General features: G+C 73.2%; 17 protein-coding genes. 12 read left to right on the top strand and 5 right to left on the bottom strand.

What is annotated here, in order from left to right; translation table 11 throughout:
• Positions 1-74 precede the first annotated feature (74 nt).
• The 6 genes from ACIRD3_RS19485 (at position 75) to ACIRD3_RS19460 (ending at position 9,732) form a co-directional block, all read left to right on the top strand.
• Positions 75-1,100, top strand: coding sequence for a LacI family DNA-binding transcriptional regulator (locus ACIRD3_RS19485; protein WP_402217940.1), 1,026 nt, complete (start codon positions 75-77; stop codon positions 1,098-1,100).
• 521 nt (positions 1,101-1,621) lie between these two features.
• Positions 1,622-3,094, top strand: a complete 1,473-nt coding sequence (locus ACIRD3_RS19480; RefSeq protein ID WP_402217937.1) for an endo-1,4-beta-xylanase — start codon at positions 1,622-1,624, stop codon at positions 3,092-3,094.
• Positions 3,095-3,171: 77 nt separating this feature from the next.
• Positions 3,172-4,518, top strand: coding sequence for a non-reducing end alpha-L-arabinofuranosidase family hydrolase (locus ACIRD3_RS19475; protein WP_402218280.1), 1,347 nt, complete (start codon positions 3,172-3,174; stop codon positions 4,516-4,518).
• A 246-nt stretch (positions 4,519-4,764) separates the two neighbouring features.
• A complete protein-coding gene (locus tag ACIRD3_RS19470; RefSeq protein WP_402218278.1) occupies positions 4,765-6,072 on the top strand; it encodes an RICIN domain-containing protein in 1,308 nt (435 codons plus the stop codon).
• 203 nt (positions 6,073-6,275) lie between these two features.
• Positions 6,276-7,808 (top strand): cellulose binding domain-containing protein, encoded by a 1,533-nt coding sequence (locus tag ACIRD3_RS19465; RefSeq protein ID WP_402217934.1) that lies wholly within the window; start codon positions 6,276-6,278, stop codon positions 7,806-7,808.
• A gap of 103 nt (positions 7,809-7,911) precedes the next feature.
• Positions 7,912-9,732, top strand: coding sequence for a glycoside hydrolase family 6 protein (locus ACIRD3_RS19460; RefSeq protein WP_402217931.1), 1,821 nt, complete (start codon positions 7,912-7,914; stop codon positions 9,730-9,732).
• 137 nt (positions 9,733-9,869) lie between these two features.
• On the opposite strand, the gene ACIRD3_RS19455 is transcribed toward ACIRD3_RS19460, so the two are convergent.
• A complete protein-coding gene (locus ACIRD3_RS19455; RefSeq protein WP_402217928.1) occupies positions 9,870-10,895 on the bottom strand; it encodes a LacI family DNA-binding transcriptional regulator in 1,026 nt (341 codons plus the stop codon).
• Between the two features lie 246 nt (positions 10,896-11,141).
• Here ACIRD3_RS19455 and ACIRD3_RS19450 point away from each other — a divergent pair, with 246 nt between their 5' ends.
• From ACIRD3_RS19450 to ACIRD3_RS19435, 4 genes are all read left to right on the top strand, one after another.
• Positions 11,142-12,647, top strand: coding sequence for a GH1 family beta-glucosidase (locus ACIRD3_RS19450; protein ID WP_402217926.1), 1,506 nt, complete (start codon positions 11,142-11,144; stop codon positions 12,645-12,647).
• On the top strand, positions 12,644-13,726 hold the full coding sequence (locus tag ACIRD3_RS19445) for a lactonase family protein (protein ID WP_402217923.1): 1,083 nt from the start codon (positions 12,644-12,646) through the stop codon (positions 13,724-13,726). Before ACIRD3_RS19450 ends, ACIRD3_RS19445 begins: the two co-directional genes overlap by 4 nt.
• Positions 13,727-14,123: 397 nt before the next feature.
• Complete coding sequence (locus ACIRD3_RS19440) at positions 14,124-15,374, top strand: SLC13 family permease (protein WP_402218277.1); 1,251 nt, start codon at positions 14,124-14,126, stop codon at positions 15,372-15,374.
• Between the two features lie 103 nt (positions 15,375-15,477).
• Entirely contained in the window at positions 15,478-15,966 is a 489-nt protein-coding gene (locus ACIRD3_RS19435; RefSeq protein WP_402217921.1) for a universal stress protein, read from the top strand.
• 12 nt (positions 15,967-15,978) lie between these two features.
• Here ACIRD3_RS19435 and ACIRD3_RS19430 read toward each other — a convergent pair whose 3' ends face one another.
• From ACIRD3_RS19430 to ACIRD3_RS19420, 3 genes are all read right to left on the bottom strand, one after another.
• A complete protein-coding gene (locus ACIRD3_RS19430; RefSeq protein ID WP_402217919.1) occupies positions 15,979-18,519 on the bottom strand; it encodes a glycosyl hydrolase family 95 catalytic domain-containing protein in 2,541 nt (846 codons plus the stop codon).
• Positions 18,462-19,277 (bottom strand): FadR/GntR family transcriptional regulator, encoded by an 816-nt coding sequence (locus ACIRD3_RS19425; RefSeq protein ID WP_402217916.1) that lies wholly within the window; start codon positions 19,275-19,277, stop codon positions 18,462-18,464. The genes ACIRD3_RS19430 and ACIRD3_RS19425 overlap by 58 nt, the downstream gene beginning before the upstream one ends.
• Positions 19,278-19,462: 185 nt before the next feature.
• A complete protein-coding gene (locus tag ACIRD3_RS19420) occupies positions 19,463-20,440 on the bottom strand; it encodes a glycoside hydrolase family 6 protein (RefSeq protein ID WP_402217913.1) in 978 nt (325 codons plus the stop codon).
• 280 nt (positions 20,441-20,720) lie between these two features.
• Between ACIRD3_RS19420 and ACIRD3_RS19415 the strand changes: the two genes are divergently transcribed.
• Complete coding sequence (locus ACIRD3_RS19415; protein ID WP_402217911.1) at positions 20,721-21,767, top strand: LacI family DNA-binding transcriptional regulator; 1,047 nt, start codon at positions 20,721-20,723, stop codon at positions 21,765-21,767.
• A gap of 222 nt (positions 21,768-21,989) precedes the next feature.
• Positions 21,990-22,688: a glycoside hydrolase family 11 protein gene (locus ACIRD3_RS19410; RefSeq protein WP_402217908.1), complete on the top strand. Its 699-nt coding sequence runs from the start codon at positions 21,990-21,992 to the stop codon at positions 22,686-22,688.
• Positions 22,689-22,903: 215 nt separating this feature from the next.
• Here ACIRD3_RS19410 and dnaK read toward each other — a convergent pair whose 3' ends face one another.
• A complete protein-coding gene (gene dnaK, locus ACIRD3_RS19405) occupies positions 22,904-24,766 on the bottom strand; it encodes a molecular chaperone DnaK (RefSeq protein WP_402217906.1) in 1,863 nt (620 codons plus the stop codon).
• Positions 24,767-24,949 lie beyond the last annotated feature (183 nt).

Genomic DNA, 24,949 nt, shown 5'->3' with positions numbered 1-24,949 from the left:
AATCCCCCGTACCGAGGGTTACTGAAGCGTGATGCGTCAACTGCCGTGCGTCGCCCGTGGCCTATGCTGCGTCCATGGACAAGGGCGATGAACTGGGGCGGGTGACGCTGGCCGACATCGCGCGTGAGGCCGAGGTCTCCGTTTCGACGGTTTCGAAGGTTCTCAACGGCCGCACCGACGTCTCGGCGCCCACCCGCGTCCGGGTCGAGCGGATCCTGCGCGCCCACGACTACCGGCGCGCCGCGCGCAGCAGCGCCGAAGCACCCCTCGTCGAGATCGTCTTCCACGAGCTCGACAGCCTCTGGGCGATGGAACTCCTGCGCGGCGTCGAGGCCGTGGCCAGCGAGCACGGGGCCGCGATGGTGGTCACCCGCAGCGGTTCGCGCCACGCCCCGGGGCCGGAGTGGATCGAGGCGGTGCTGCGCCGGCGCCCCCTCGGGGTGGTCCTGGTCTTCTCCAGCCTGCCGCCCGAGCTGAAGCGCCAACTGCGCGCGCGGTCCATCCCGTTCGTGATCATCGACCCGGCCGGCAACCCCGATCCGGACGTGCCCTCGGTGGGCTCGGCGAACTGGGCCGGCGGTCTCGCCGCCACCCGGCACCTGATCGACCTCGGCCACCGGCGCATCGCCATCGTCACCGGCCCCGCGGACACCCTCTGCTCGCTGGCCCGGCTGGACGGCTACCGCTCGGCGATGTCCATGGCCGGCCTCGGGGTCGACCCCGCCCTGACCGCGTTCGGCGACTTCCACGCGGAGGGCGGATTCGCCCGCGCCAAGCGGCTGTTGGAGCTCCCGAAGCCGCCCACCGCGATCTTCGCCGGCAGCGACCTGCAGGCGCTCGGCGTCATGGAGGCCGCCCGGGTCTGCGGCCTGCGCGTGCCCGAGGACCTGTCCGTGGTCGGCTACGACGACCTGGACATCGCCCAGTGGAGCAGCCCCGCGCTGACCACCGTCCGCCAACCCCTGCGCGAGATGGGCGAACAGGCCACCCGCCTGATCCTCGCCCTGCGCACCGGGGAGGCCCCGGCGAGGCCCACCCGGCTCGAACTCTCGACCACCCTGGTGGTGCGCTCCAGCACCGTCCCGCCCGGCCGGCGCTGAGCCGGGCGCGGTCCGGCCCGGACTTTCCCGGCTACCGCTCTCGAAACTTTCGAAACTGGGGCTGGGATGCCGGATCCGTCCCCGGCCCCCTCGCGCCCGCTGCGACCAGGGCCGACGCCGGCCCAACGTCCCGGTTCACCGGCGCGAGAGCGGGCGAACCCTGTCGAAGTTCCGACCGAAAGCGTTGACAGCCTCTCGGACCCGGGCCAACACTGTCGCCGTCGACAAGTCCGAACTGCGGCCCCGGATCGGGGTCGTGTTCGCCAGCCGACGTCGGGTCAGCGGCGTCGGTGACCGGTCGACTCCGTGCACCGCCTTCGCGACGCCGTCAGGCTCCTCCTGACGACGCGCATCGCCTTGCCTGAGGGTCCGCCTGGACATGTCGGTCAGGGCGCGCCTCCGCGTGAATTGTTAGCGCTCACAGGCGCGTCGACACGTCAGGACGATCCCTCCCGCCGGGACGAGGCGCCGGCCCCCACCGGCGCGGAGGCCACTCCCCACCCGAAGGAGCACGATCCGTCATGTCATGGCTCACTCAAAGGAAGCGTCCCCGCAAGGTCCTGACGGCAGCCGCGTGCCTCGCCGTCAGCTCGGTCACGGTCATCACCGCGAGCCCCGCCGCCCACGGCGCCGGGGCGGGCACGCTGGGTGCGGCGGCGGCCGGCAGCGGCCGCTACTTCGGCACCGCGGTGGCCGCGGGCCGGCTCGGCGACGCCACGTACTCCACCATCCTCGACCGGGAGTTCGGCACGATCACCCCGGAGAACGAGATGAAGTGGGACACCACCGAGCCCTCCCGCGGCTCGTTCAACTTCGGCCCCGCCGACACGATCGTCAACCACGCCGCCGCACACGGCCAGAAGATGCGCGGCCACACCCTGGTGTGGCACTCCCAACTGCCCGGCTGGGTCAAGTCCATCAACGACGCCAACACCCTGCGCGGCGTGATGGACAACCACATCACCCAGGAGGCCACCCACTACAAGGGCAAGATCTACGCCTGGGACGTGGTCAACGAGGCCTTCAGCGACGACGGCAGCGGCCGCCACCGCAGCTCGGTCTTCCAGGACGTGCTGGGCGACGGCTTCATCGAGCAGGCCTTCCGCACCGCCCGGAACGCCGACCCCGCGGCCAAGCTCTGCTACAACGACTACAACATCGAGAACTGGTCCGACGCCAAGACCCAGGGCGTCTACCGCATGGTCAAGGACTTCAAGTCCCGCGGCGTCCCGATCGACTGCGTCGGCTTCCAGAGCCACTTCGGCGCCGGCGGCGCCCCGGCGAGCTTCCGCACCACCCTGACCAACTTCGCCGCCCTCGGCGTGGACGTCCAGCTCACCGAGCTCGACATCGCCCAGGCCCCCGCCAACGCCTACACCGACACCGTCAAGGCCTGCCTCGACACCCCCCGCTGCACCGGCATCACCGTCTGGGGCATCCGCGACAGCGACTCCTGGCGCACCGGTGAGAACCCCCTGCTGTTCGACGGCAACGGCAACAAGAAGGCCGCCTACGGCTCGGTGCTCACCGCCCTCAACGGCGCCGGCGGCGGCACCCCGAGCGGGGACATCGTCTCCGGCGCCGTCTACGCGCTCTCCTCCGCCGCTGCCGGGCGCGTCCTCGACGAGCCCGCCGGCCAGAACGGCAACGGCACCCCGCTCCAGGTCTGGGACGCCAGCGGGGCCGCCAACCAGCAGTGGCGGGCCGACCGCAACGGTGACGGCAGCTACACCCTGACCAACCTCGCCAGCGGCAGGGTCCTGGACCAGCCGGGCAACCAGACGGGCAACGGGACGAGGATGCAGGTCTGGGACGCCAACGGCGGTGCCAACCAGCACTGGAGGGCCGCCCGCAACGGCGACGGCACCTACACCCTCACCAACGTCGCCAGCGGCCGCGCCCTGGAGACCCCCGGCGGCCAGACCGGCAACGGCACCGCCGTCCAGATCTGGGACGCCACCGGCGGCGCCAACCAGCACTGGAGCTTCAAGTGAGCCGCCCGCGGGTGTCCCGCCCGCGTTCGTCCGTGGTGCTCACCGCCGTGGTGGCGGCCGTGGCGGCGCTGGCGGCGATGCTCGTCGCCGGTCCGGCGGCCCAGGCGGCCACCAGCGGTGCCTTGCGCGGTGTCGGCTCCGGCCGCTGTCTCGACGTGCAGAACGCCAGCCAGAGCGACGGCGCGTCCGTGCAGATCTACGACTGCTCCAACGGGGCCAACCAGCTGTGGACGGCCGCGTCCGGCAACCAGCTCACCGTCTACGGCAACAAGTGCCTCGACGTCCCCGGCCACGCCACCACGGCCGGCACCCGGGTGCAGATCTGGACCTGCAGCGGCGGCGCCAACCAGCAGTGGCGGGTGAACGCCGACGGCACGGTGGTCGGCGTGGAGTCCGGGCTGTGCCTGGACGTCAGCGGCGCCGGCACGGCCAACGGCACGGCGGTGCAGATCTGGACGTGCAACGGCGGCGGCAACCAGAAGTGGGCCGGCCTGTCCTCCACTCCGCCGGGCGGCGCCTGCCCTCTGCCGTCGACCTACCGCTGGTCCTCGACCGGCGCACTGGCCGAGCCCAAGAACGGCTGGGCGTCGGTGAAGGACTTCACCGACGTGGTGTACCAGGGCAAGCACCTGGTCTACGCCTCGAACGTGAACGGCTCCTCGTACGGCTCGATGATGTTCAGCCCGTTCACCGACTGGTCGTCCATGGCCTCGGCCGGTCAGACCGGCATGAACCAGAACGCGGTGGCGCCCACCCTGTTCTACTTCGCCCCCAAGAAGATCTGGGTGCTCGCCTACCAGTGGGGCCAGTGGCCGTTCAGCTACCGCACCTCCAGCGACCCGACCAACCCCAACGGCTGGTCCGCGCCGCAGCCCCTGTTCACCGGCAGCATCCCGGGATCCGGCACCGGCCCGATCGACCAGACCCTGATCGGCGACGACCAGAACATGTACCTGTTCTTCGCGGGTGACAACGGGAGCATCTACCGGGCGAGCATGCCGATCGGGAACTTCCCCGGCAACTTCGGCTCCTCGTACACCACCGTCATGACCGACAGCGTGAAGAACCTCTTCGAGGCGCCCCAGGTCTACAAGGTCAAGGACCAGAACCAGTACCTGATGATCGTCGAGGCCCGAGGCGCCAGCGAGCAGCGCTACTTCCGCTCCTTCACCGCCACCAGCCTCGGCGGCCCCTGGACCCCGCAGGCCGCCACCGAGAACAACCCCTTCGCCGGCAAGGCCAACAGCGGCGCCGGCTGGACCAACGACATCAGCCACGGCGACCTGGTCCGCGACAACCCGGACCAGACCATGACCATCGACCCCTGCCACCTCCAGCTCCTCTACCAGGGCAAGTCCCCCGCCGCGACCGGCCCCTACGACCAGCTCCCCTGGCGCCCGGGCCTCCTCACCCTCCAGCGCTGAGCCGTTCCTGAGCCACCACGGGGAACCCCAGCCGATCACGGCTGGGGCTCCCTCCCCGTGAGCCTGCCCGGCATCACCGAGGGTCCGCCCTCGCTCGATCGAACCGTTTCAACCGGACGGCAGAAGTTCCGCCGTCCGGCGCCCTGACCTCCTGTCCACCCACAGCGAAGGAAGAGCACATTGAAACGCAGGTCCTCGTTCACGCCCCTACGGTCCGCGGTGGTCGTCCTCGCGGCCGCGCTCAGCATGGCGCTGGGCCTCGGCTACAGCGCGAACGCCGCTCCGGTCCGCGCCGCCGCTCCGATCAGCACCGCCGCTCCGATCAGCACCGCCGCGGGCACCGGCGGTTGCGGCAAGGCGCCGTCGCTGGCGAGCGGCGCCCACACGATCACCAGCAACGGCCGGAACCGCGGCTACGTCCTGAGGCTCCCCACCACGTACGACCAGAACCACCCCTACCGGCTGGTCTTCGGGTTCCACTGGCGGGGCGGCACCGCCCATGACGTCGACTCCGGCGGCACCGACGGGTACGACTGGTCCTACTACGGCCTCCGGCGCCTGGCGGACAACGCCGGCAACGGCACCATCTTCGTCGCGCCCCAGGGTCTCGACAACGGCTGGGCCAACTCCAACGGCCAGGACGTCACCTTCGTCGACGACCTGACCAGGCAGCTAGAGGCCGGCCTGTGCGTCGACCCGACCCAGCTCTTCTCCGCCGGTTTCAGCTACGGCGCCGCGATGAGCTACGCGCTCGCCTGCGCCCGGCCGACGGTCTTCCGGGCGGTCGCGGTCTACGCGGGGGCGAACCTCAGCGGATGCAGCGGCGGCGCGCAGCCGGTCGCCTACATGGGGCTCCACGGCCTGCGGGACAACGTCCTGGCCATCTCGTCCGGGCGGGAGCTGCGCGATCAGTTCGTCAGGAACAACGGCTGCACCCCGCAGAACCCGCCGGAGCCGGCCTCCGGCAGCCTGACGCACGTCGTCACCGCCTACTCCGGGTGCAAGTCCGGCTATCCGGTGGTCTGGGCCGCGTTCGACGGGGCAGGCCACGACCCCGGGCCGATCGACGGGTGCACCTGCGACGGCTGGCGCACCTGGACCTCCGGTGAGGTGTGGAAGTTCTTCGGGCAGTTCGGCTCCGGCACTCCCACCCCCACGCCCGGCGGCGACCAGGAGATCGTGGGCCGGGCGTCGGGCCGCTGCGTGGACGTCCCCGGCTCCGCCACGACCAACGGCACCCAGGCGCAGCTGTGGGACTGCCACGGCGGAACCAACCAGCGGTGGACCGCCACCGCGGGCAGGCACCTCATGGTCTACGGGACCAAGTGCCTGGACGCCTCGGCCGGGGGGACCGGCAACGGCACCGCGGTGGTGGTCTGGGACTGCAACGGCCAGGCCAACCAGCAGTGGAACGTCAACTCCGACGGCACGATCACCGGAGTGCAGTCGGGCCTGTGCCTGGACGCGGCCGGCACGGGCACGGCGAACGGGACGAAGATCCAGCTGTGGTCCTGCTCGGGCGCGGGCAACCAGCAGTGGAGTCTGCGCAGCTGAACAACCAGTGGGAGCGCTCCCACTGTGCGGGATGCCCCCGGGTCGGTCAAGGGGCGTGAAGCGTCGAACACCTTGGCCGAGGAATCCGCGCAACTCCCCTTCTCCTGGGTGGTAGTTGGCGCTACCGTCGGTGCCCACCAGTGGGAGCGATTCCGTCAGTCGACGCGCCGGGAGCGGCGCGTCCTCGCTGCGAGGAGTCGCTCATGCGACACCCCCCACGTCTCTCGGCGCTGCTCGGCGGCGCGGTCCTCACCCTGGCGAGCGCCGTGTCCGCCGTGTCCGCCGCGGCGGGTGCGGGCACGGACACCGCCCCACCATCCGCCTGTTCGGTGGTCTACTCGACGGTCAACCAGTGGGACGGCGGCTTCCAGGCCTCCGTGTCCGTGACCAACAACGGTGCGCCCACCACCGGTTGGCACCTCGGCTTCGCCTTCGCCGGCGGCCAGCGCCTCACCCAGGGCTGGAACGCCACCTGGTCCCAGTCCGGCGCCACCGTCACGGCGGTGAACGAGAGTTGGAACGCCTCGCTCGGCACCGGCGCCGGCGTCACCCTCGGACTCCTCGGCTCCTGGTCCGGCAGCAACCCCGCGCCGACCGACTTCACCCTCAACGGCCTTGCCTGCACGGGTGGTTCATCCACACCGCCCACGCCCAGCCCCACCCCCACGACATCCCCGACCACACCGTCCCCGACCGGCACACCTACCGGCACACCCGCCGGCGCGCCCGAGCTCGGCGTCAGCGGCAACCGGCTGACCGACCCGAGCGGCACCACCCGCCGACTGCTCGGCGTCAACCGCTCCGGCGGCGAGTACATGTGCGTCCAGGGCCACGGGATCTTCGACGGCCCGGTGGACGACGCCGCGGTCCAGGCGATCGCGGACTGGCGGGCCAACACCGTCCGCATCACGCTCAACGAGGAGTGCTGGCTCGGCCTGGACGACATCCGGCCCGAGTACCGGGGCACCGCGTACGTCGACGCCGTCAAGGCGCTGGTGGGCCGGGTCCTCGCGCACGGCATGACCCCCGTGGTCGAACTCCACTGGACGTACGGGCAGTACACCGGCGCGTCGGCGGGCTGCTCGGACGTGCACGCCTCCTGCCAGAAGCCGATGCCGGACGCCCAGTACGCGCCGGCCTTCTGGACCTCGGTGGCGAACACCTTCAAGGACGACCGCCGGGTGGTCTTCGACCTGTTCAACGAGCCCTACCCGGACCGGGCCACCGCCACCACCGACCAGGCCTGGGCCTGCTGGCGCGACGGCGGCACCTGCCCGGGCATCGGCTACGAGGTGGCCGGCATGCAGGACCTGGTGGACGCCGTCCGGGCCACCGGCTCCCGCAACGTCGTACTCGTCCCCGGCATCGCCTACGCGAACGACCTGAGCGGCTGGCTCGCCCACGCCCCGACGGATCCGACCGGCCAACTCGCCGCCGCCTGGCACGTGTACAACTTCAACTCCTGTGCCAGCGAGACCTGCTGGACCTCCACCCTGGCTCCGATCGCCGCCCGGGTCCCGCTCGTGGCGGGCGAGATCGGTGAGAACACCTGCGGGCACGCGTTCGTCGACCGCGTCATGACGTGGTCCGACGACCGCGGGCTCTCCTACCTGGGCTGGACCTGGAACACCTGGGACTGCTCCTCCGGTCCTGCCCTGATCAGCGGTTACGACGGCACCCCCACCGCGTACGGCACCGGGCTGCGCGACCACCTGCGCAGCCTGACCGGACGCTGAACGGCCACCGGGGACGCCGCGGCACCGGAACACCGGAACACCGACCCACAGGGACACCACCACACACCAGGACGACCATTCACCGAAAGGGACCCCCCACACCATGAGCCGCACCACACGCCCCACGCCCCCCACCGGCCCCACCCTCGACAGGCTGCGCAGCAGCCGGACGGCCCTGCTCGCCGCCCTCGCCCTGATCACCGCGAGCGGTGCCACCGCCACCGTGCTGTCCGCCTCCGCGGGCGCCGCCACGGCCGGCTGCCGGGTCGACTACCAGGTCTCCAACCAGTGGAACACCGGCTTCGGCGCCAACGTCGTCGTCACCAACACCGGTGACCCGGTGGCCTCCTGGACGCTGGAGTGGAGCTTCGCCGGCGGACAGCAGGTCACCCAGGGCTGGAACGCGACCATCAGCCAGTCGGGGGCCGACGTGACCGCCCGGAGCATGTCGTACAACGGCAGCCTGGCGACCGGCGGTTCCACCTCCTTCGGCTTCAACGCCTCGTACAGCGGCGCCAACCCGGTGCCCACCGCCTTCAAGCTCAACGGCGTGCTCTGCGACGGCTCCACCACGACACCCACCCCCAGCCCCACCCCCACCGGCACGCCCACCTCCACGCCCACCGCCACCCCCACGGCCACCCCCACCGGCACGCCCACCACGCAGCCCGGCGGCCGCGTCGACAACCCGTACGCCGGCGCGAAGGTCTACGTGAACCCCGAGTGGTCCGCGCACGCCGCCGCCGAGCCGGGCGGCAGCAAGGTCGCCAACCAGCCCACCGGCATCTGGATCGACCGGATCGCCGCCATCGCCGGCGCCAACGGCAGGATGGGGCTGCGCGCCCACCTCGACGAGGCGCTGCGCCAGAAGGGCAGCGGCGAGCTCGTCGTCCAGCTCGTCATCTACGACCTGCCCGGCCGGGACTGCTCGGCGCTCGCCTCCAACGGCGAGCTCGGCCCGACCGAGATCGGCCGGTACAAGACGGAGTTCATCGACCCGATCGCGGCGATCCTCGCCGATCCGAAGTACGCGGGGCTGCGCATCGTCACGGCGGTGGAGATCGACTCGCTGCCGAACCTGGCCACCAACACCACGCCGCGCGCCACCGCGACCCCCGCGTGCGACGTGATGAAGGCCAACGGCAACTACATCACCGGCGTCGGCTACGCGCTCAAGAAGCTGGGGGCCGTGCCCAACGTGTACAACTACGTCGACGCGGGCCACCACGGCTGGCTCGGCTGGGACGACAACTTCGGCGCGTCCGCGGACCTGTTCAAGCAGGCCGCGACGGCCGAGGGTTCGACCCTCGCCAACGTGGCCGGCTTCATCGTCAACACGGCGAACTACAGCGCGCTCAAGGAGAGCAACTTCAGCATCGACGACAGCGTCAACGGCACCTCCGTGCGCCAGTCCAAGTGGGTCGACTGGAACCGGTACACCGACGAGCTGTCCTACGCGCAGGCGATGCGGGCCAAGCTGGTCTCGATCGGCTTCGACCCCAAGCTCGGCATGCTGATCGACACCTCGCGCAACGGCTGGGGCGGCACCGCCCGGCCGTCCGGGCCCGGGCCGAAGACGAGCGTCGACACGTACGTGGACGGCGGGCGCTACGACCGGCGCTTCCAGACCGGCAACTGGTGCAACCAGGCCGGCGCGGGCCTCGGGGAGCGGCCGCAGGCGGCTCCCGCTGCGGGCATCGACGCCTACGTCTGGATGAAGCCCCCGGGTGAGTCGGACGGGGCGAGCAAGGAGATCCCGAACAACGACGGCAAGGGCTTCGACCGGATGTGCGACCCGACGTACACCGGCAACCCGCGGAACAACTACAGCATGTCCGGTGCGCTGCCGGACGCGCCGCTGGCCGGGGAGTGGTTCTCCGCCCAGTTCCAGCAGCTGCTGAAGAACGCCTACCCGGCGCTGTAGCGGCGAACGCCGCCGACCGTCCGGAGCGCCGTCGGCGCTCCGGACGGTCGGCGGGTACCCCAGGCGAATCCCTCCGGGCCCCCCGTCAGGAGGACCCGACAGCAGACCCCGTCAGGAGCCGCCGTCAGAAGACCCCGTCAGGAGGACCTCCGCACCACCAGCTCGGTCGGCAGCACCAGACGGGACGGCTCCGGGCCGTCCTCACCGGCGATCTGCCGCAGCAGGAGCCCGGCCATCGTGCGGCCCATCTCCTCGATCGGCTGGCGGACGGTGGTCAGCGGCGGGTCGAGGTGGCGGGCCACCGGCGAGTCGTCGACGCCCACCAGCGCGACGTCGCCGGGCACGTCCAGGCCCCTGGCCCGCAGGACGGCGAGGGCGCCCACCGCCATCAGGTCGGAGGCGGCGAACACCGCGTCCAGGTCGGGGCACCGCTCCAGCAGCTCGCGCATCGCCCGGCGGCCGCCGTCCTCCGTGAAGTCCCCGGCGGCGACGAGGCGTTCGTCCACGGGCAGCCCGGCCGCCGCCAGTCCCTCGCGGTAGCCGGAGAGCCGCCCGTGGGCGGCGTCCATGTCGGGCGGGCCGGTGATGGTGGCGATTCGGCACCGGCCGCGTCCGGCCAGGTGGTCCACGGCCGAACGGCCGGCCCCCACGTTGTCGGAGTCGACGTACGCCACCGGCTCCCGCGCCGAGCGCCGCCCGTTGAGCACGGCCGGCAGGCCCAGCGCGCGCACCTGGTCCGGCAGCGGGTCGTCCCGGTGGACGGAGACCAGCAGCACGCCGTCCACCCGCTGGGCGGCGAGGTACTGCTCGAAGCGCTGCCGCTCCTGCTCGGTGCGGATCAGCGTGAGCAGCAACTGCTTGTCCGCCGCGCCCAGTTCGGCACTCACGCCACGGATGATGTCCAGGAAGTACGGTTCCGCGAACAGCCGCGCCTCGGTCTCGGGCACGACCAGCGCGACCGCGTCGGTCCGGCTGCCGGCCAGGGCCCGGGCGGCCCGGTCGGGCACGTAACCGAGCTCCGCGACGGCTCGCGTCACCGCTTCCTTCGCGCGGTCGCTCACCCGCTCCGAGCCGTTGATCACCCGGGACACCGTGCCGCGCCCGACACCGGCCCGGGCCGCGACTTCCTCCAGGGTCGGTCTTCCGGTCTGCCGTCCGCCCACCGCCCACGCGCCTTCCGCCGCCGTCGCCGGCCTCCCGCCGCTTGGCTGCGCATCCTAGATCAGCGACACGCGGCGCCGCCATGGCGTATCCGTGATCGGGACATCGCGCTCGGGATTCCAACGCCTCGAAGCCCGAGGGCAATTCGGCGCCGGCCCTTGACACCGGATCAGCTGAGGCAGGAACCTTCCGCGTGGGATGTGGGAGCGCTCCCACGTCACGCCGTCCGCCCGTCGTGAGGAGCAGCCGTGCCCCTTCCCCCCGCCCGCCCGCTCCCCCAGGCGCCGGCTCCGGCCGACCCGCCGCCCCGCTTCCCGGCCGGCTTCCTCTGGGGCGCGGCCACCTCCGCCTACCAGGTGGAGGGCGCCACCGCCGAGGACGGCCGCACCGCCTCGATCTGGGACACCTTCTGCCGCACCCCCGGCAAGGTCTTCCAGGACCACACCGGCGAGGTCGCGGTCGACCACTACCACCGCTTCCGCGAGGACGTCCGGCTGATGGCCGGGCTCGGACTGACCGCCTACCGCTTCTCCGTCTCCTGGCCGCGCGTCCAGCCCACCGGCCGCGGCCCGGCCTCCCAGCGGGGCCTGGACTTCTACCGCCGCCTCGCCGACGAGCTGCTCGCCGCCGGGATCACGCCCGTCGCCACGCTCTACCACTGGGACCTCCCGCAGGAGCTGGAGGCGGCCGGCGGCTGGCCCGAGCGCGCGACCGCCGAGCGGTTCGCCGAGTACGCCGCGCTGACGGGCGAGGCCCTCGGGGACCGGATCGGCCGGTGGACCACCCTCAACGAGCCCTGGTGCAGCGCCTTCCTCGGCTACGGCTCCGGTGTCCACGCCCCCGGCCGGACCGACCCGGTGGACGCCCTGCGGGCCGCCCACCACCTCAACCTCGGCCACGGCCTGGCCGTCACCGCGCTGCGCGGCGTCCTGCCCGCCGACGCGCAGCTGTCCGCCTCGCTCAACCTGCACGTCCTGCGCCCGCTCACCCCGTCCGACGCCGACCAGGACGCGGTGCGCCGGATCGACGCCGTCGGCAACCGGGTGTTCCTCGGCCCGATGCTGGAGGGCGGCTACCCCGAGGACCTGCTGGCGGACACCGCCCACCTGACCGACTGGGCCTTCCTCCGGGCCGGGGACGAGAAGGAGATCCACCAGCCGCTGGACTGGCTGGGCGTCAACTACTACACGCCCACCGTCGTCTCCGCGACCGCCGCGGGCAGCGCCGCCGCCCGCGAGGACGGCCACGGCGGCGGCGCCGCCTCGCCCTGGCCGGGCGCGGACCGGGTCGGCTTCCACCCGGCACCGGGCGAGCGGACCGCGATGGGCTGGCCCGTCGACCCCTCCGGCCTCCACCAGCTGCTGACCGACCTCGCCCGCCGCCACCCGGGCCTGCCGCTGATCGTCACCGAGAACGGCGCCGCGTACGAGGACGAGATCGGCGCGGACGGCACGGTCGACGACCGGGACCGCACCGCCTACCTCCACGGCCACCTGACGGCCGTCCACCGCGCCCTGGCCGACGGCGCGGACGTGCGCGGCTACTTCGCCTGGTCGCTGCTGGACAACTTCGAGTGGGCGTACGGCTACGCCAAGCGCTTCGGCCTGGTCCACGTCGACTACTCCACCCTGGCCCGCACCCCCAAGGCCAGCGCCCGCTGGTACGCCCGGGTGGCGCGCAGCGGCGAGCTGCACCCGCCGTCGGCACCACCGGCCGGCGGTGCCCCCCGACCCACGGAGCGCGACCACCCGTGAACCACCCCCCGACCACGGCCGCCGGCGGCACGCTGATCATCGGCAGTGCCGCCCCGGCCGGCAGCCGCGGAGCCGGCCTGTCCACCGTCCGCTACGACGACGCCGGCGCCATGGAGCTCGTCGGGACGGTGCCGGTCGACCGGCCCTCCTACGCCGCCCTCGACCCGACCCGGCCGGTCCTGCACGCCGTCCTGGAGGAGGAGTCCGGGCAGGTCCTGTCCCTGCGGATCGACCCCGGCACCGGCCTCCTCAGCCTGCCCGCCACCACCCCCAGCGGTGGCGCCGGCCCCTGCCACCTCGCGGTCCACCCCGGCGGCTCGCACCTGTTCGCAGCCCACTACGGCGACGGCGTCCTGTCCGTGCTGCCCACCGGCGCCGGGGACACGATCGCCGCCGCCGAGCCGGTGCAGACGATCCGTCACTCCGGCCGGGAGGCCTCCGGCGAGCTGCGCACCACGCCGCACGCCCACATGGCCGCCCCCTCGCCGGACGGGCGCTTCCTGCTGTGCACCGACCTCGGCACCGACCGGGTCCACATCTACGCCTTCGCTCCGGCCACCGGCCGGCTCAGCGCGCACGGGACGACCGTGCTGCCGGACGGCAGCGGCCCCCGGCACCTCGCCTTCCACCCTTCGGCCGGGTACGCCTACGTCCTCAACGAGCTGTCGTCCACCCTCACCGTCTGCACCTGGGACACGCTCTCCGGCCGCCTCGAACCGGTCGCCGAGCTGGCGACGCGCCGGGATCCGGGCGCACCGAACGCCAACTACGCGGCCGCCGTGCGGGTGTCCGCGGACGGCCGGTTCCTCTACACGACCAACCGGGGCGACGACGCGATCACCGTGCAGGCCCTCCAGGACGGCGGGGCGAGCGTCGAGCCGGTCGAGATCGTCCCGTGCGGCGGCTCCTGGCCCCGCGACATCGCCCTGACCCCCGACGGGCGGCTGCTGTTCTGCGCCAACCAGGATTCCGACACCCTGACGGCCTTCCACCGCGACCCGGCGTCCGGGCGCCTCTCCCCCGCCGGGGAGCCCTTCGCGATCGCCGAACCCACCTCCGTCCTGCCGGTCGGCGCCTGACCGGAGCGGGCCCGGCAGCCCCGGCCGTGGGGGGGGCGGGGGGGGGGGGGCCCCCCGGGGGGGGGCCCGCGGGGGGGGGGGGGGGCCGGCGGGGGGGGGGGGGGGGCCCGCGGGGGGGGCCGGGGCGGGGGGGGGGCCCCCCCCCCCCCCCCCCCCCCCCCCCCCCCCCCCCCGGGGGGGGCCCCCGCCGGGGCGGCCCCCCCCCCCCCCGGCGGCCCCCCCCGGGGGGGCCCCCCCCGGGGCCCCCCCACGCCGTGGTCCGGTCGGCCGTCCGCTCGGAGCGCCTTGCGTCCACCGGGTGGGCACCGCGTACGGTTGGCCCGCACCGACCGGCCGTGACCTGGTCTTTCCGGTTGGATTGCGTGTGCTGTCACCGTCGCCTGCAAGGAGCAGTCCCCTGAGTACGTCGTTCGCGGAAGCGCTGTCGATCGGTCTGCTGGCGCTGGTGCTGGTCTGTGCGGTGGTGCGGCCGTGGGGGTGGCCGGAGGCGGTGGTCGCGGTGCCCGCCGCGGGACTGGTGATCGCCACCGGCGCGATCTCCCCGGCCCACGCGGCGGCCGAGGCCGAGCGGCTGGGGCCGGTGATCGGCTTCCTCGCGGCGGTCCTGGTGCTGGCGCAGCTCTGTGACGACGAGGGCCTGTTCCGGGCCTGCGGGGCGTGGATGGCCCGGACCTCCGCCGGGAGTCCGCGGCGGCTGCTGGCGCAGGTGTTCGTGGTCGCCTCGGTGGTCACGGCGGTGCTCAGTCTGGACGCGACCGTGGTGCTGCTCACCCCGGTGGTGTTCGTGACCGCGGCCCGTCTCGGCGCCCGGCCCAAGCCGCACGTCTACGCCTGCACCCACCTGTCCAACACGGCTTCGCTGCTGCTGCCGGTCTCCAACCTCACCAACCTGCTGGCCTTCGCCGCCAGCGGGCTGAGCTTCACCCGGTTCGCCGCGCTGATGGCGCTGCCGTGGCTGGCCGCCATCGCCGTGGAGTACGTGGTGCTGCGCCGGTTCTTCGCCGCCGACCTGGACGCGGGCGCCCCGGCCGGAGAGGAGGTGACGGCACCGGAGATGCCGCTGTTCGCCCTGGTCACCGTCGTCTGCACGCTCGCCGGATTCGTCCTCACCTCGATCATCGGTGTCGATCCGGCCTGGGCGGCGCTGGCCGGAGCCCTCGCGCTGGCCGGGCGGGCGCTGGTCCGGCGGAGCACCACCCCGGCGGCGATCGTCCGTTCGGCCGCGGTGCCGTTCCTGGCCTTCGTGCTGGCCCTCGGCATCGTGGTGCGGGCCGTGGTCGACAACGGGCTGGCCTCCGCGCTGGGACACCTCGTCCCGCACGGCACCTCGCTGGCCGCGCTGCTCGGCACGGCGGCGCTGGCGGCGGTGCTGGCGAACGTCATCAACAACCTGCCGGCCACTCTGGTGCTGCTGCCGTTGGCCGTCCCGTCCGGTGCCGGGGCGGTGCTCGCGGTGCTGCTCGGGGTGAACATCGGCCCCAACCTCACCTACGCCGGCTCGCTGGCCACCCTGCTGTGGCGGCGCATCGTCCGCGAGCACGACACCGACATCGGCCTGGGCGAGTTCACCCGGCTCGGGCTGCTCGTCGTGCCCGCCGCCCTGGTCGCGGCCGTGGTGGCACTGTGGGGGTCGCTGCAGCTCTTCTGAGCGGGGCCCCCGAACAGGAGACTCCCGAACAGGACTTCCGAGCAGGACTTCCGAACAGGACGTCGAGCACGAGCAGCACCCGGACCATGAGGAGGATGAGCCCGTGACCGTCGTCGTCTGGATCACCGAGGGCACCTGGCCCGCCTGCGTGGACGCCGCCCGCGCGCACGCGCCGCAGGGCGCGGAGGTCGTCCTGCTCCACGTCAGCGGCCAGGAGGTGCCGGGCGTCGCGCACGGCGCGTTCGCCGGGCTGCTCGGCCGCGGCCACCGCGAGCGGGACCCGGGCACCCGGGTGGAGACCCTGGCGGCCGCCTCCGCCCAGCACCTCCTGGAGGCCGCGGCCGAGCGCCTGGGCCGGCCGTGCGCCCGCACGGAGCGCACCGGACGCGTCGAGCGCGAGGTCGTCGCGGCCGCCGAGGGCGCCGAGCTGCTCGTGCTCGCGCGCGACGGCGACCGCACCCGCCTCGGGCCGCACAGCCTCGGCCCCGCGACCCGTTTCGTGGTCGACCACGCGCCGTGTCCCGTGCTGCTGGTCTGGCCGGAACCGGCCCCCGGTACCGCGACCATCCCTCCCCCGCCCGACGCGCGGTAGCGGTTCGCCCGCTCAGTGCCCCACGCCCGGGTCCGGGTAGGAGAGCCGGTACCGCCCGCCCGCCACGAGGCGGACCCTCCGGCACCGCGGGTCGCCGGGGACCGCGGCAGCCTCGACCAACCGGCCGTCCTGGTCGCTGAGAACGGCCAGGCCCGCGCGCGGCGGCAGGTGCAGATCGACGGTCGTGTCCCGGGCGGCCCGCAGCTCGGCGCCGGTCAGCAGGCCGCGGCGCCAGCTCAGCCCGACGGTGAGGCCGCCCCGGGCGCGCAGGCCGTGGACGTCGCCGGCGGGCCAGGACGGCGGCAGGGCGGGCAGCAGCCGCAGGACGCCGTTGTGGCTCTGCAGCAGGGCCTCGGCGATGGCGGCGGTGATGCCGAAGTTGCCGTCGATCTGGAAGAGCCGCGGGGGGTGCAGGTCGAGGAGGTTGGGGGCGATCGAGGTTTCGATCAGGCGCTCGACGGCCCGTCCGGCGAGGGCACCGTCGCCCAGGCGGGCGGCGAGCGCGGCGACCCAGGCGAGGCTCCAGCCGGTGCCGCCGCCACCGTGGTCCAGCCGGCGGTCCAGCGCGCGGCGGGCCGGGCGGAGGTAGGTGTCGTCGCCGAGCGGGTCGACGGCGCTGCCCGGGTAGAGGCCGTAGAGGTGGGAGAGGTGGCGGTGGCCCGGGTCCTCCTCGGGGAGGTCGGCCCGCCACTCCAGCAGGCGGCCGTCCGCTCCCAGGGCGGGCGGGCGCAGCCGGGCGCGGACGCGGGTCAGTTCCTCCGCGAAGGCCTGGTCGATCCCGAGTTCGCGCGCCGCGGCGGCGGTGTTGTCGAGCAGTTCGGCGGCCAGCCAGTGGTCCATGGCGCAGCCGGCGTCGACGGCGGCCAGGGCGCCGTCGGGCAGCCGGAAGTGGTGCTCGGGGGAGGTGGACGGACAGGTCACCAGGGTGCCGTCGGTGTCCTCGACCAGGAGGTGGGTGAGGAACCGGGCGGCCTCGCGCATGACGGGGTAGGCGCGGTCGGCGAGGAAGGCGCGGTCGCCGTGGAAGAGGTGGTGCTCCCACAGGTGGGCGGCCAGCCAGGGGCCCGCCATGGGCCAGTGGGCCCAGACCGGGTCCCCCTGGACGGGGTTGGTGGCGCGCCAGACGTCCACGTTGTGGTGGCAGCACCAGCCGGGCGCGCCGTAGGAGGCCTTCGCGGTGGAGCGCCCGGCCTCGGCGAGGTCGGTGACCAGGGCGAACAGCGGTTCGTGGCACTCCGCCAGATTGGTCGTCTCGGCGGGCCAGTAGTTCATCTGGAGGTTGATGTTCGACGTCCAGCCGGAGTTCCAGGGCGGGGCGACCTCGGTGTTCCAGATCCCCTGGAGGTTCGCGGGCTGGGTGCCGGGCCTGGAGGACGCGATGAGCAGGTAGCGGCCGTAGGCGAAGAGCAGGGCGGCGAGTCCGGGGTCCGGGGCGCCCGCGCCGGCGGCGGCGAGGCGTTCGTCGGTCGGCCGGGCCGCCGCGTCCCGCGGTCCGTGCAGGCGGAGTGCCGCCGCGTCGAAGAGCCGCCGGTGGTCGGCCACGTGGGCCGCCCGCAGCTCCTCCCAGCCCTGTCCGTCGAGGAGGTCCAGGCAGCGGTGCGCCTCGTCCAGCGCCGCCTCCGGGCCTTCGGGGCGCCGGCGCCAGTCCCGGTAGCCGGTGCCGACGGCGAGCAGGAGCACCGCCTCGTCGGCGCCGGTGACGTGGAGCCCGCCGTCGGCGGCGCCGAGGTGGCCGTTCACCAGGTGCACCCGGAGAACTGCCGCGAAGCCCGTGCCCTCGTCCGGCCGGTACACCGGGTGCTCGTCGGGCCCGTGCGGGAGCTCCACGGGGGCGCGGCCGTGGATCGACAGGGTGGCGGTGCCGGGTGCGACGGCCGGGGCCGCGGCGGGGTGGGGCGTGCTGAGGCCTGTGCGGAAGGCGAGGGCGCCGGGCGTGTCGGCGCTGAGGCGGACGGCCAGCACGCCGGCCGGGGCGGAGACGAAGCCCTCCCTCCGGTACCGCACTCCCCCGGCCGTGAACGACACGCTGTGCACGGCCCGGTCGAGGTCCAACGCCCGCCGGTAGTCGGCGGGTTGCTGCTCGCCGAGGGACGGGAAGGTGAGCAGGAGGGCGGCCAGCGGCTGGTACGCCTCGGTGTCGGGCCCCGCGAAGTGGGTGGCGGCGATCGCGTGGGCGCGGGCGTGGTCGCGGTCGCGCAGCACGGCCGCGCGCAGGGCGGGGAGGTGGGCGGCGGCGCCCGCGCGGTCCCGGGGGCCGCGGCCGCCGGACCACAGGGTGTCCGCGTTGAGCTCGATCCGTTCGGTGCGCACGCCTCCGTACGTCAGGGCGCCGAGGCGGCCGTTGCCGAGCGGGAGCGCCTCCAGGAGGCCCTGGGCGGGCTGCCGGTACCAGAGCGGGTCCGTACGGAGCCGAGGGGTGTCCGTCGGCACGGCGGCCTCCCGGTCGGGGGCTCGGCCGGGGCCGGCGTCCGGGTCACCGGGCCGGAAGAAGGGGGTCAGGGGGCGGTACCGGCGGTCACGTGCCGGCCGGTGTCCGGAAGGGTCGGTGCGCATCTCGGGTCTCCTCGGTGGCGGGCCGCTCCTGGTCGGGGGTGGTCGGGTTGCCGCCCGGGGACGGTGGGAGCCTGACCGCCGTGGGCCAGGTGGTCGCGCAGCCAGCGTTCGGTGGTGCTGATGTGCATCAGGGCCGCGGCCTGGGCGAGGTTCGGGTCACGGGCGGCGAGGGCCTGGTGGATCGCCTCGTGCTCGGCGATGGTGCGCTCGGCGGCGTCCGTGTCGGCCAGCCCCCGCCAGGCCCGGGCGCTCAGGGTGCGTCCGGAGATGTGCTCCAGCAGCGTGGCCAGGGTCTCGTTGCGGGTGGCGCGGATCACCGCCCGGTGGAAGGCCGCGTCGTGCTGGATCAGCAGCTCCGCGTCGTCCCGGGCCTCCCTCATGGCCGCCAGGTGCCGTTCCACCTCGGCGAGGTCCTCGTCCGTGGCGCGGGTGGCGGCCAGCGCGGTGGCGGCCGGCTCGAAGAGCCTGCGTACCTCGGTGAGTTCCAGGACGGTGTCCCCCTGCAGCAACTCGACCGCGCCGCCGAGCCCTTCCAGCAGCAGGCCGGGCGCCAGGCTCGTCACATAGGTGCCGTCGCCGCGCCGGATCTCCAGGACGCGGGCGACGACCAGCGACTTGACCGCCTCGCGCATCAGGTTCCGGGACAGACCGAGCTCGGCCGCGAGCTGCTGCTCCGGGGGCAGCTTCGACCCCGGGAGCAGCTCGCCGTCACGGATCATCCGACGGATGCGGGCGATGGCTTTGTCAGTCAGGGACACGGCGTCAACCTAGCAGGTGGTCCCATGTCTCGAAAGGCGCCCGATCACCGGCCTCCCGCTGACTGGCGGATGGCACCTGGCCGTTCGTCAGGCCGCAGCCGCGGACCTTCACCCTGGCACCGCTCCGCCCGCAGATCCATCCCATGTATCGCGAAGGTCCGCCCCGGCGACCCGGTCGGTGGCCGTCAGTAGCCGTAGATCATCTTGTAGGCGACCTCGGGCAGGAACTGTCCGGCGCTCGACCCGGCGCCGGTGCCGCAGTTGCCGTCGGACTCGCCCGGCGCCTTGATCCACAGCAGCATCTCGGCGCCGCCGCCCCACTGGGAGGGCGTGCCGATCCGCCGCCCGGACGGGTTGCACCAGGTGCCGTCGGAGCCGTTGCCGTTGCGGCTGGTGTCGACGACGAACGGCTTGGTGAACCCCTTCATCGCGCTCAGGGCCGCGTTGACGGCGTTGCCGTACGCCGTGTTCTGCCCGGTGGAGACGAAGTTGGACACGTTCAGCGAGAACCCGTGGGCCCCGCTCACCCCGGCGTCGACCAGGTGCCGGGCCATGGTGTCGGCGCTCAGCCAGGCGGGGTTGCCGGCGTCCAGGTACAGCCGGGTGTTCGGGGCCTTGGCGTTGAACTGCGCGATGGCGTTGCGCAGCATCGCGTTGCGCTCGGCGATCTGGGCGGACGTCATGCAGGTCTCGTCGCCGAGCGAGTCGGGTTCCAGGACGACCACCGCCGGCCGGCTGCCGATGCCACTGGCGAAGGCGGCGATCCAGGTCGCGTAGGCGGCGGGGCTGCCCGCACCGCCGCCGGACTGACCGGCGCAGATGTCCCGGTTCGGGATGTTGTAGGCGACCAGGACCGGCAGCTTGCCCTTGGCGGCGGCCGCACCGACGTAGGCGCCGGTCGCCGTGCCGATGGCACCGCTCCAGTTGCCGAACCAGCGCGCCGTCGGCACGTTGGCGATCGACGACTGGATCGCGGCGGCGCGGCCGTCGGAGCGGTTGGCGTTGACCCACTGCTGCGCGCTGGAGTCGGGGTCCACGTAGAAGCCGTCGGTCAGGGTCTCGACCGGCCCGGCGGCGTGGGCGGTCAGGGGCTGGGCCACGACGGCCAGGGCGGTCAGCGCGGGCGCCAGGAACAGGGACAGTCGGCGGATCGATCGGCTCATGGAAGGGGTCCCTTCGGTGCGGGGGGTGGGGGGCGGAGGGAGGTCGCGGGGTGACGGTGGGGGGGCGGCCGGCGGGGTCGACCGCGTGACTCGAATGTTTCGATACCGTTTCCGAATGCCGTGGGCAACCTAGAACCGAGCTGATGGTCAGTCAAGAGTTCCCGGGGGATCCGCTCCCGGCCCGTCGGCGGGCTAGCATCCGTGCGGTACGGACCGCCCGCGGCCGTACCGCGACACCCATGACGGAGTCCGCCCAGCAGGGGCAGTGCAGGAGGAACCCGTGAACGGAGCGGCCACGCTCGCCGAGATCGCGCAGGAAGCAGGGGTCTCCGCCCCGACCGTTTCGAAAGTGCTGAACGGCCGGGCCGACGTCGCCCCGGCCACCCGGGAGCGGGTGGAGGAACTGCTGCACCGGCACGGCTACCGGCGGCGGCACGGCAACCGCAAGACGAGCCCGCTGCTGGAGCTGGTCTTCCACGAGTTGGAGAGCGCCTGGGCGGTGGAGGTGATCCGGGGGGTCGAGAACGCGGTCCGCGCGGAGGGGCTGAGCATCGTGCTCTCCGAATCCGCCGAGCGGCGCGGCCCCGGCCAGTCCTGGGTGGACGGGGTGCTCGCCCGCCGCCCCACCGGCGTGGTGCTGGTGCTCTCCGACCTGGACCGCTCGCTGCGCGAACAACTCGCCCACCGGGACATCCCGTTCGTGGTGATGGACCCGGCCGGCGACCCCGGCCAGGAGGTGCCCGCCGTCGGCACCACCAACTGGGACGGCGGCCTCGCCGCCACCCGGCACCTGCTCGACCTCGGCCACCGCCGGATCGGCCTGATCGGCGGCCCCGCGCGGATGATGTGCAGCCGGGCCCGGGCCGACGGGTACCGGGCGGCGCTCGACATCGCGGGCATCCCGTACGACCCGGCGCTGGTCCGCGAGGGCGACTTCCACCACGAGTCCGGACACCGGCTCGGCCTGGAGCTGCTGCGACTGCCCGACCGGCCGACCGCCGTGTTCGCCGGGAACGACCTGCAGGCGCTCGGCCTGTACGAGGCCGCCCGGGAACGGGGCCTGCGCATCCCGGAGGACCTGAGCGTGGTCGGCTTCGACGACCTGCCGCTGGCCCGCTGGGTGGGACCGCCGCTGACCACCGTGCGCCAGCCGCTGACCGAGATGGCCGAGGTGGCGGCCCGCCTGGTGATCGACCTGTCGCGCGGGGTGCGCCCCGGCACGCTCCGGGTGGACCTGGCCACCAGCCTGGTCGAACGCAGCAGCACGGCCCCGCCGGCGACCGACTCTTTCGTTGACTCTGCCGAAAGCGTTGACAGCCCGTCATGAGCAGACCAACACTGGGCGCCGTCGACACGTGCGAATGCCCCGGATCCGGATCCGGATCCGGGGCACGTGTCGCCGGCTCGCTCCCGGGGCGGAGCGGTGGTGGCGACACGCCCGGTTCCCTGTACCACCGTACGGTGCCGTTCGGCCTACCCATCCGTTCACGACCGGCGGTGGCACCGGGTTCCGTCCCACCCCCCACCCATCGGCAGAACGGATCCCCCCATGACCCCTCCCCACGCCCGGAGCCGCAGGGTCGGCCGCCTGCGTCGGATCGCCGGCCGGGCGCCCGTCCTCGCGCCGGCCCTCGCGGTCGTCCTGCTCCTGCCCGGCACCGCCGACGCCGCCACCGTGACCACCAATCAGACCGGCACCGACGGCGGATACTTCTACTCCTTCTGGACCGAGGGCCGCGGTGCGGTCTCGATGTCCCTGAACGGCGGCGGGAACTACGGCACCTCCTGGGGCAACGCGGGCAACTTCGTCGCCGGCAAGGGCTGGCGGACCGGCTCGCGCAGCCCGGTGACGTACTCGGGCACGTGGAGCACCAACGGCAACGCCTACCTGTCGCTCTACGGCTGGAGCACCAACCCGCTCGTCGAGTACTACGTGGTCGACAACTACGGCTCCTACAAGCCCACCGGCGCGTACAAGGGCACCGTCACCACCGACGGCAGCACCTACGACATCTACGAGACGACGCGCTACAACGCCCCCTCGATCGAGGGCATCAGGACCTTCAACCAGTACTGGAGCGTCCGCCGGGCCAAGCGGACCGGCGGAACCATCACGGTCGGGAACCACTTCGACGCCTGGGCCAGGTCCGGGATGAACCTCGGCACCATGAACTACGAGATCCTGGCGACCGAGGGCTACCAGAGCAGCGGCACCTCGAACCTCACGGTGAGCTCCCCCCGCGGTTGAGCCGCGCCACAGGGCGCGCGGCCTTCCTCGCCCGCCTGTCGTGTTAGCGCTCACATATCCGTGTCCCGACGGCTTCATCCGCTCATGAAGGAGCTCCCCGTGCGCCCCAGGCGCTGACCCCCACCCTCACAGGGAGCCCCGGCCGTGGAGCCCGGCCGGGGCTCCCTCCCCGTGATCAGCGTCGGCCGGCGCTCGCCCGGCCCGGAGGGCGTGGGTCATGCGGCGCGCCCCTTGCCCTCGTCCTCCTCCACGATCTCGGCGTCCACGACCTCCTCGTCCTCACCGTGCGGACCGGCCGGGCCGGCCGGGCCGCCACCCGGCGTAGCGGCGGCACTCTCGGTGTAGAGAGCTTGGCCGAGCCTCTGGCTCACCTGGGCGACCGTCTCGCCGGCCGCGCGGATCGCGGCGGTGTCCTCTCTCTTGAGCGCGTCCTTCAGGTTCGCCAGGGCGCTTTCGACCTCGTTCTTCACGTCGGCCGGGACCTTGTCCCGGTTGTCGGCGAGGAACTTCTCCGTGCTGTAGAGGATTTGCTCGCCCTGGTTGCGGGCCTCGGCGGCCTCCTTGCGGCGGCGGTCGTCCTCGGCGTGCTGTTCGGCTTCCCTGATCATGCGGTCGATGTCGTCCTTCGGCAGGGCGGAGCCGCCGGTGACGGTCATCTTCTGCTCCTTGCCGGTGCCGAGGTCCTTCGCGCCGACGTGCATGATGCCGTTGGCGTCGATGTCGAAGGTGACCTCGATCTGCGGCAGGCCGCGCGGGGCCGGTGGGATGCCGGTGAGTTCGAACATGCCGAGCTTCTTGTTGTACGCGGCGATGTCGCGCTCGCCCTGGTAGACCTGCACGGTGACCGCGGGCTGGTTGTCCTCGGCGGTGGTGAAGACCTCCGAGCGCCGGGTGGGGATGGTCGTGTTCCGCTCGATGAGCTTGGTCATGATGCCGCCCTTGGTCTCGATGCCCAGGGACAGCGGGGTGACGTCCAGCAGCAGGACGTCCTTGACCTCGCCCTTGAGGACGCCGGCCTGCAGGGCGGCTCCGACGGCGACGACCTCGTCCGGGTTGACGCCCTTGTGGGGGTCCTTGCCGGTGAGCTTCTTCACCAGCTCGGTGACGGCCGGCATCCGGGTCGAGCCGCCGACCAGGATGACGTGGTCGATGTCCGAGACCTCGATCCTCGCGTCCTTGACGGCCTGGTGGAACGGGCCTTCGCAGCGCTCCAGCAGGTCCGCGGTGAGCTCCTCGAACCGGGCCCGGGTGAGCTTCTCGTCCAGGTGGAGAGCGCCCTCCGCGGAGGCCGTGACGTAAGGCAGGTTGATCGTCGTCTCGGACGCGGCGGACAGCTCGATCTTGGCCTTCTCCGCGGCCTCGCGCAGGCGCTGGGCGGCCATCGTGTCCTTGGACAGGTCGATGCCGTAACCGTTCTTGAACTCCTTGACCAGGTGGTCGACGATCCGCTGGTCCCAGTCGTCACCGCCGAGGTGGGTGTCGCCGGAGGTGGCCTTCACCTCCACCACGCCCTCGCCGATCTCCAGCAGCGACACGTCGAAGGTGCCGCCGCCGAGGTCGAAGACCAGCACTGTCTGGTCGCTCTCCTTGTCCAGGCCGTACGCGAGGGCGGCGGAGGTCGGCTCGTTGACGATCCGTGCCACCTTCAGGCCCGCGATCTCCCCGGCCTCCTTGGTCGCGGTGCGCTGGGAGTCGTTGAAGTACGCCGGCACGGTGATCACCGCGTCGGTGACCTCCTCGCCGAGGTACGCCTCCGCGTCGCGCTTCAGCTTCTGCAGCACCCGCGCGGAGATCTCCTGCGCGGTGTACCGCTTGCCGTCCACGTCCCCCCTCTCCGGGAACCGCCAGCCGCTCTCGCCCACATGGCGCTTCACCGAGCGGGCGGTGCGGTCCACGTTGGTGACGGCCTGGCGCTTGGCGACCTCACCGACCAGCACCTCGCCGCCCTTGCCGAACGCCACCACCGAGGGGGTGGTCCGGGCGCCCTCGGCGTTCGTGACGACGGCGGGCTCGCCGCCCTCCAGGACGCAGACCACCGAGTTCGTCGTTCCGAGATCGATACCGACTGCGCGGGTCATCTCCGGCCTCCTTCGTCGCACGTCAACGCAGAGGACTTCGCTCTATCGACACATAAAACTTGAGCCGCTCCCTGTCAAGTCTGATGGCCGACCCGACGGGCGCGCGGGCCGCCGGCACGGGAACCCGGCAGCGAGCCGCGCCACTGACCGGCAGTTCGGGCGTCTTGACAGGCACTGGAGGAG

Source organism: Kitasatospora sp. NPDC093550 (assembly GCF_044764985.1).
Taxonomy (GTDB): Bacteria; Actinomycetota; Actinomycetes; order Streptomycetales; family Streptomycetaceae; genus Kitasatospora.
The sequence above is the reverse complement of the archived record's forward strand: the minus strand, read 5'-3'. Positions and strand labels throughout refer to the sequence as shown.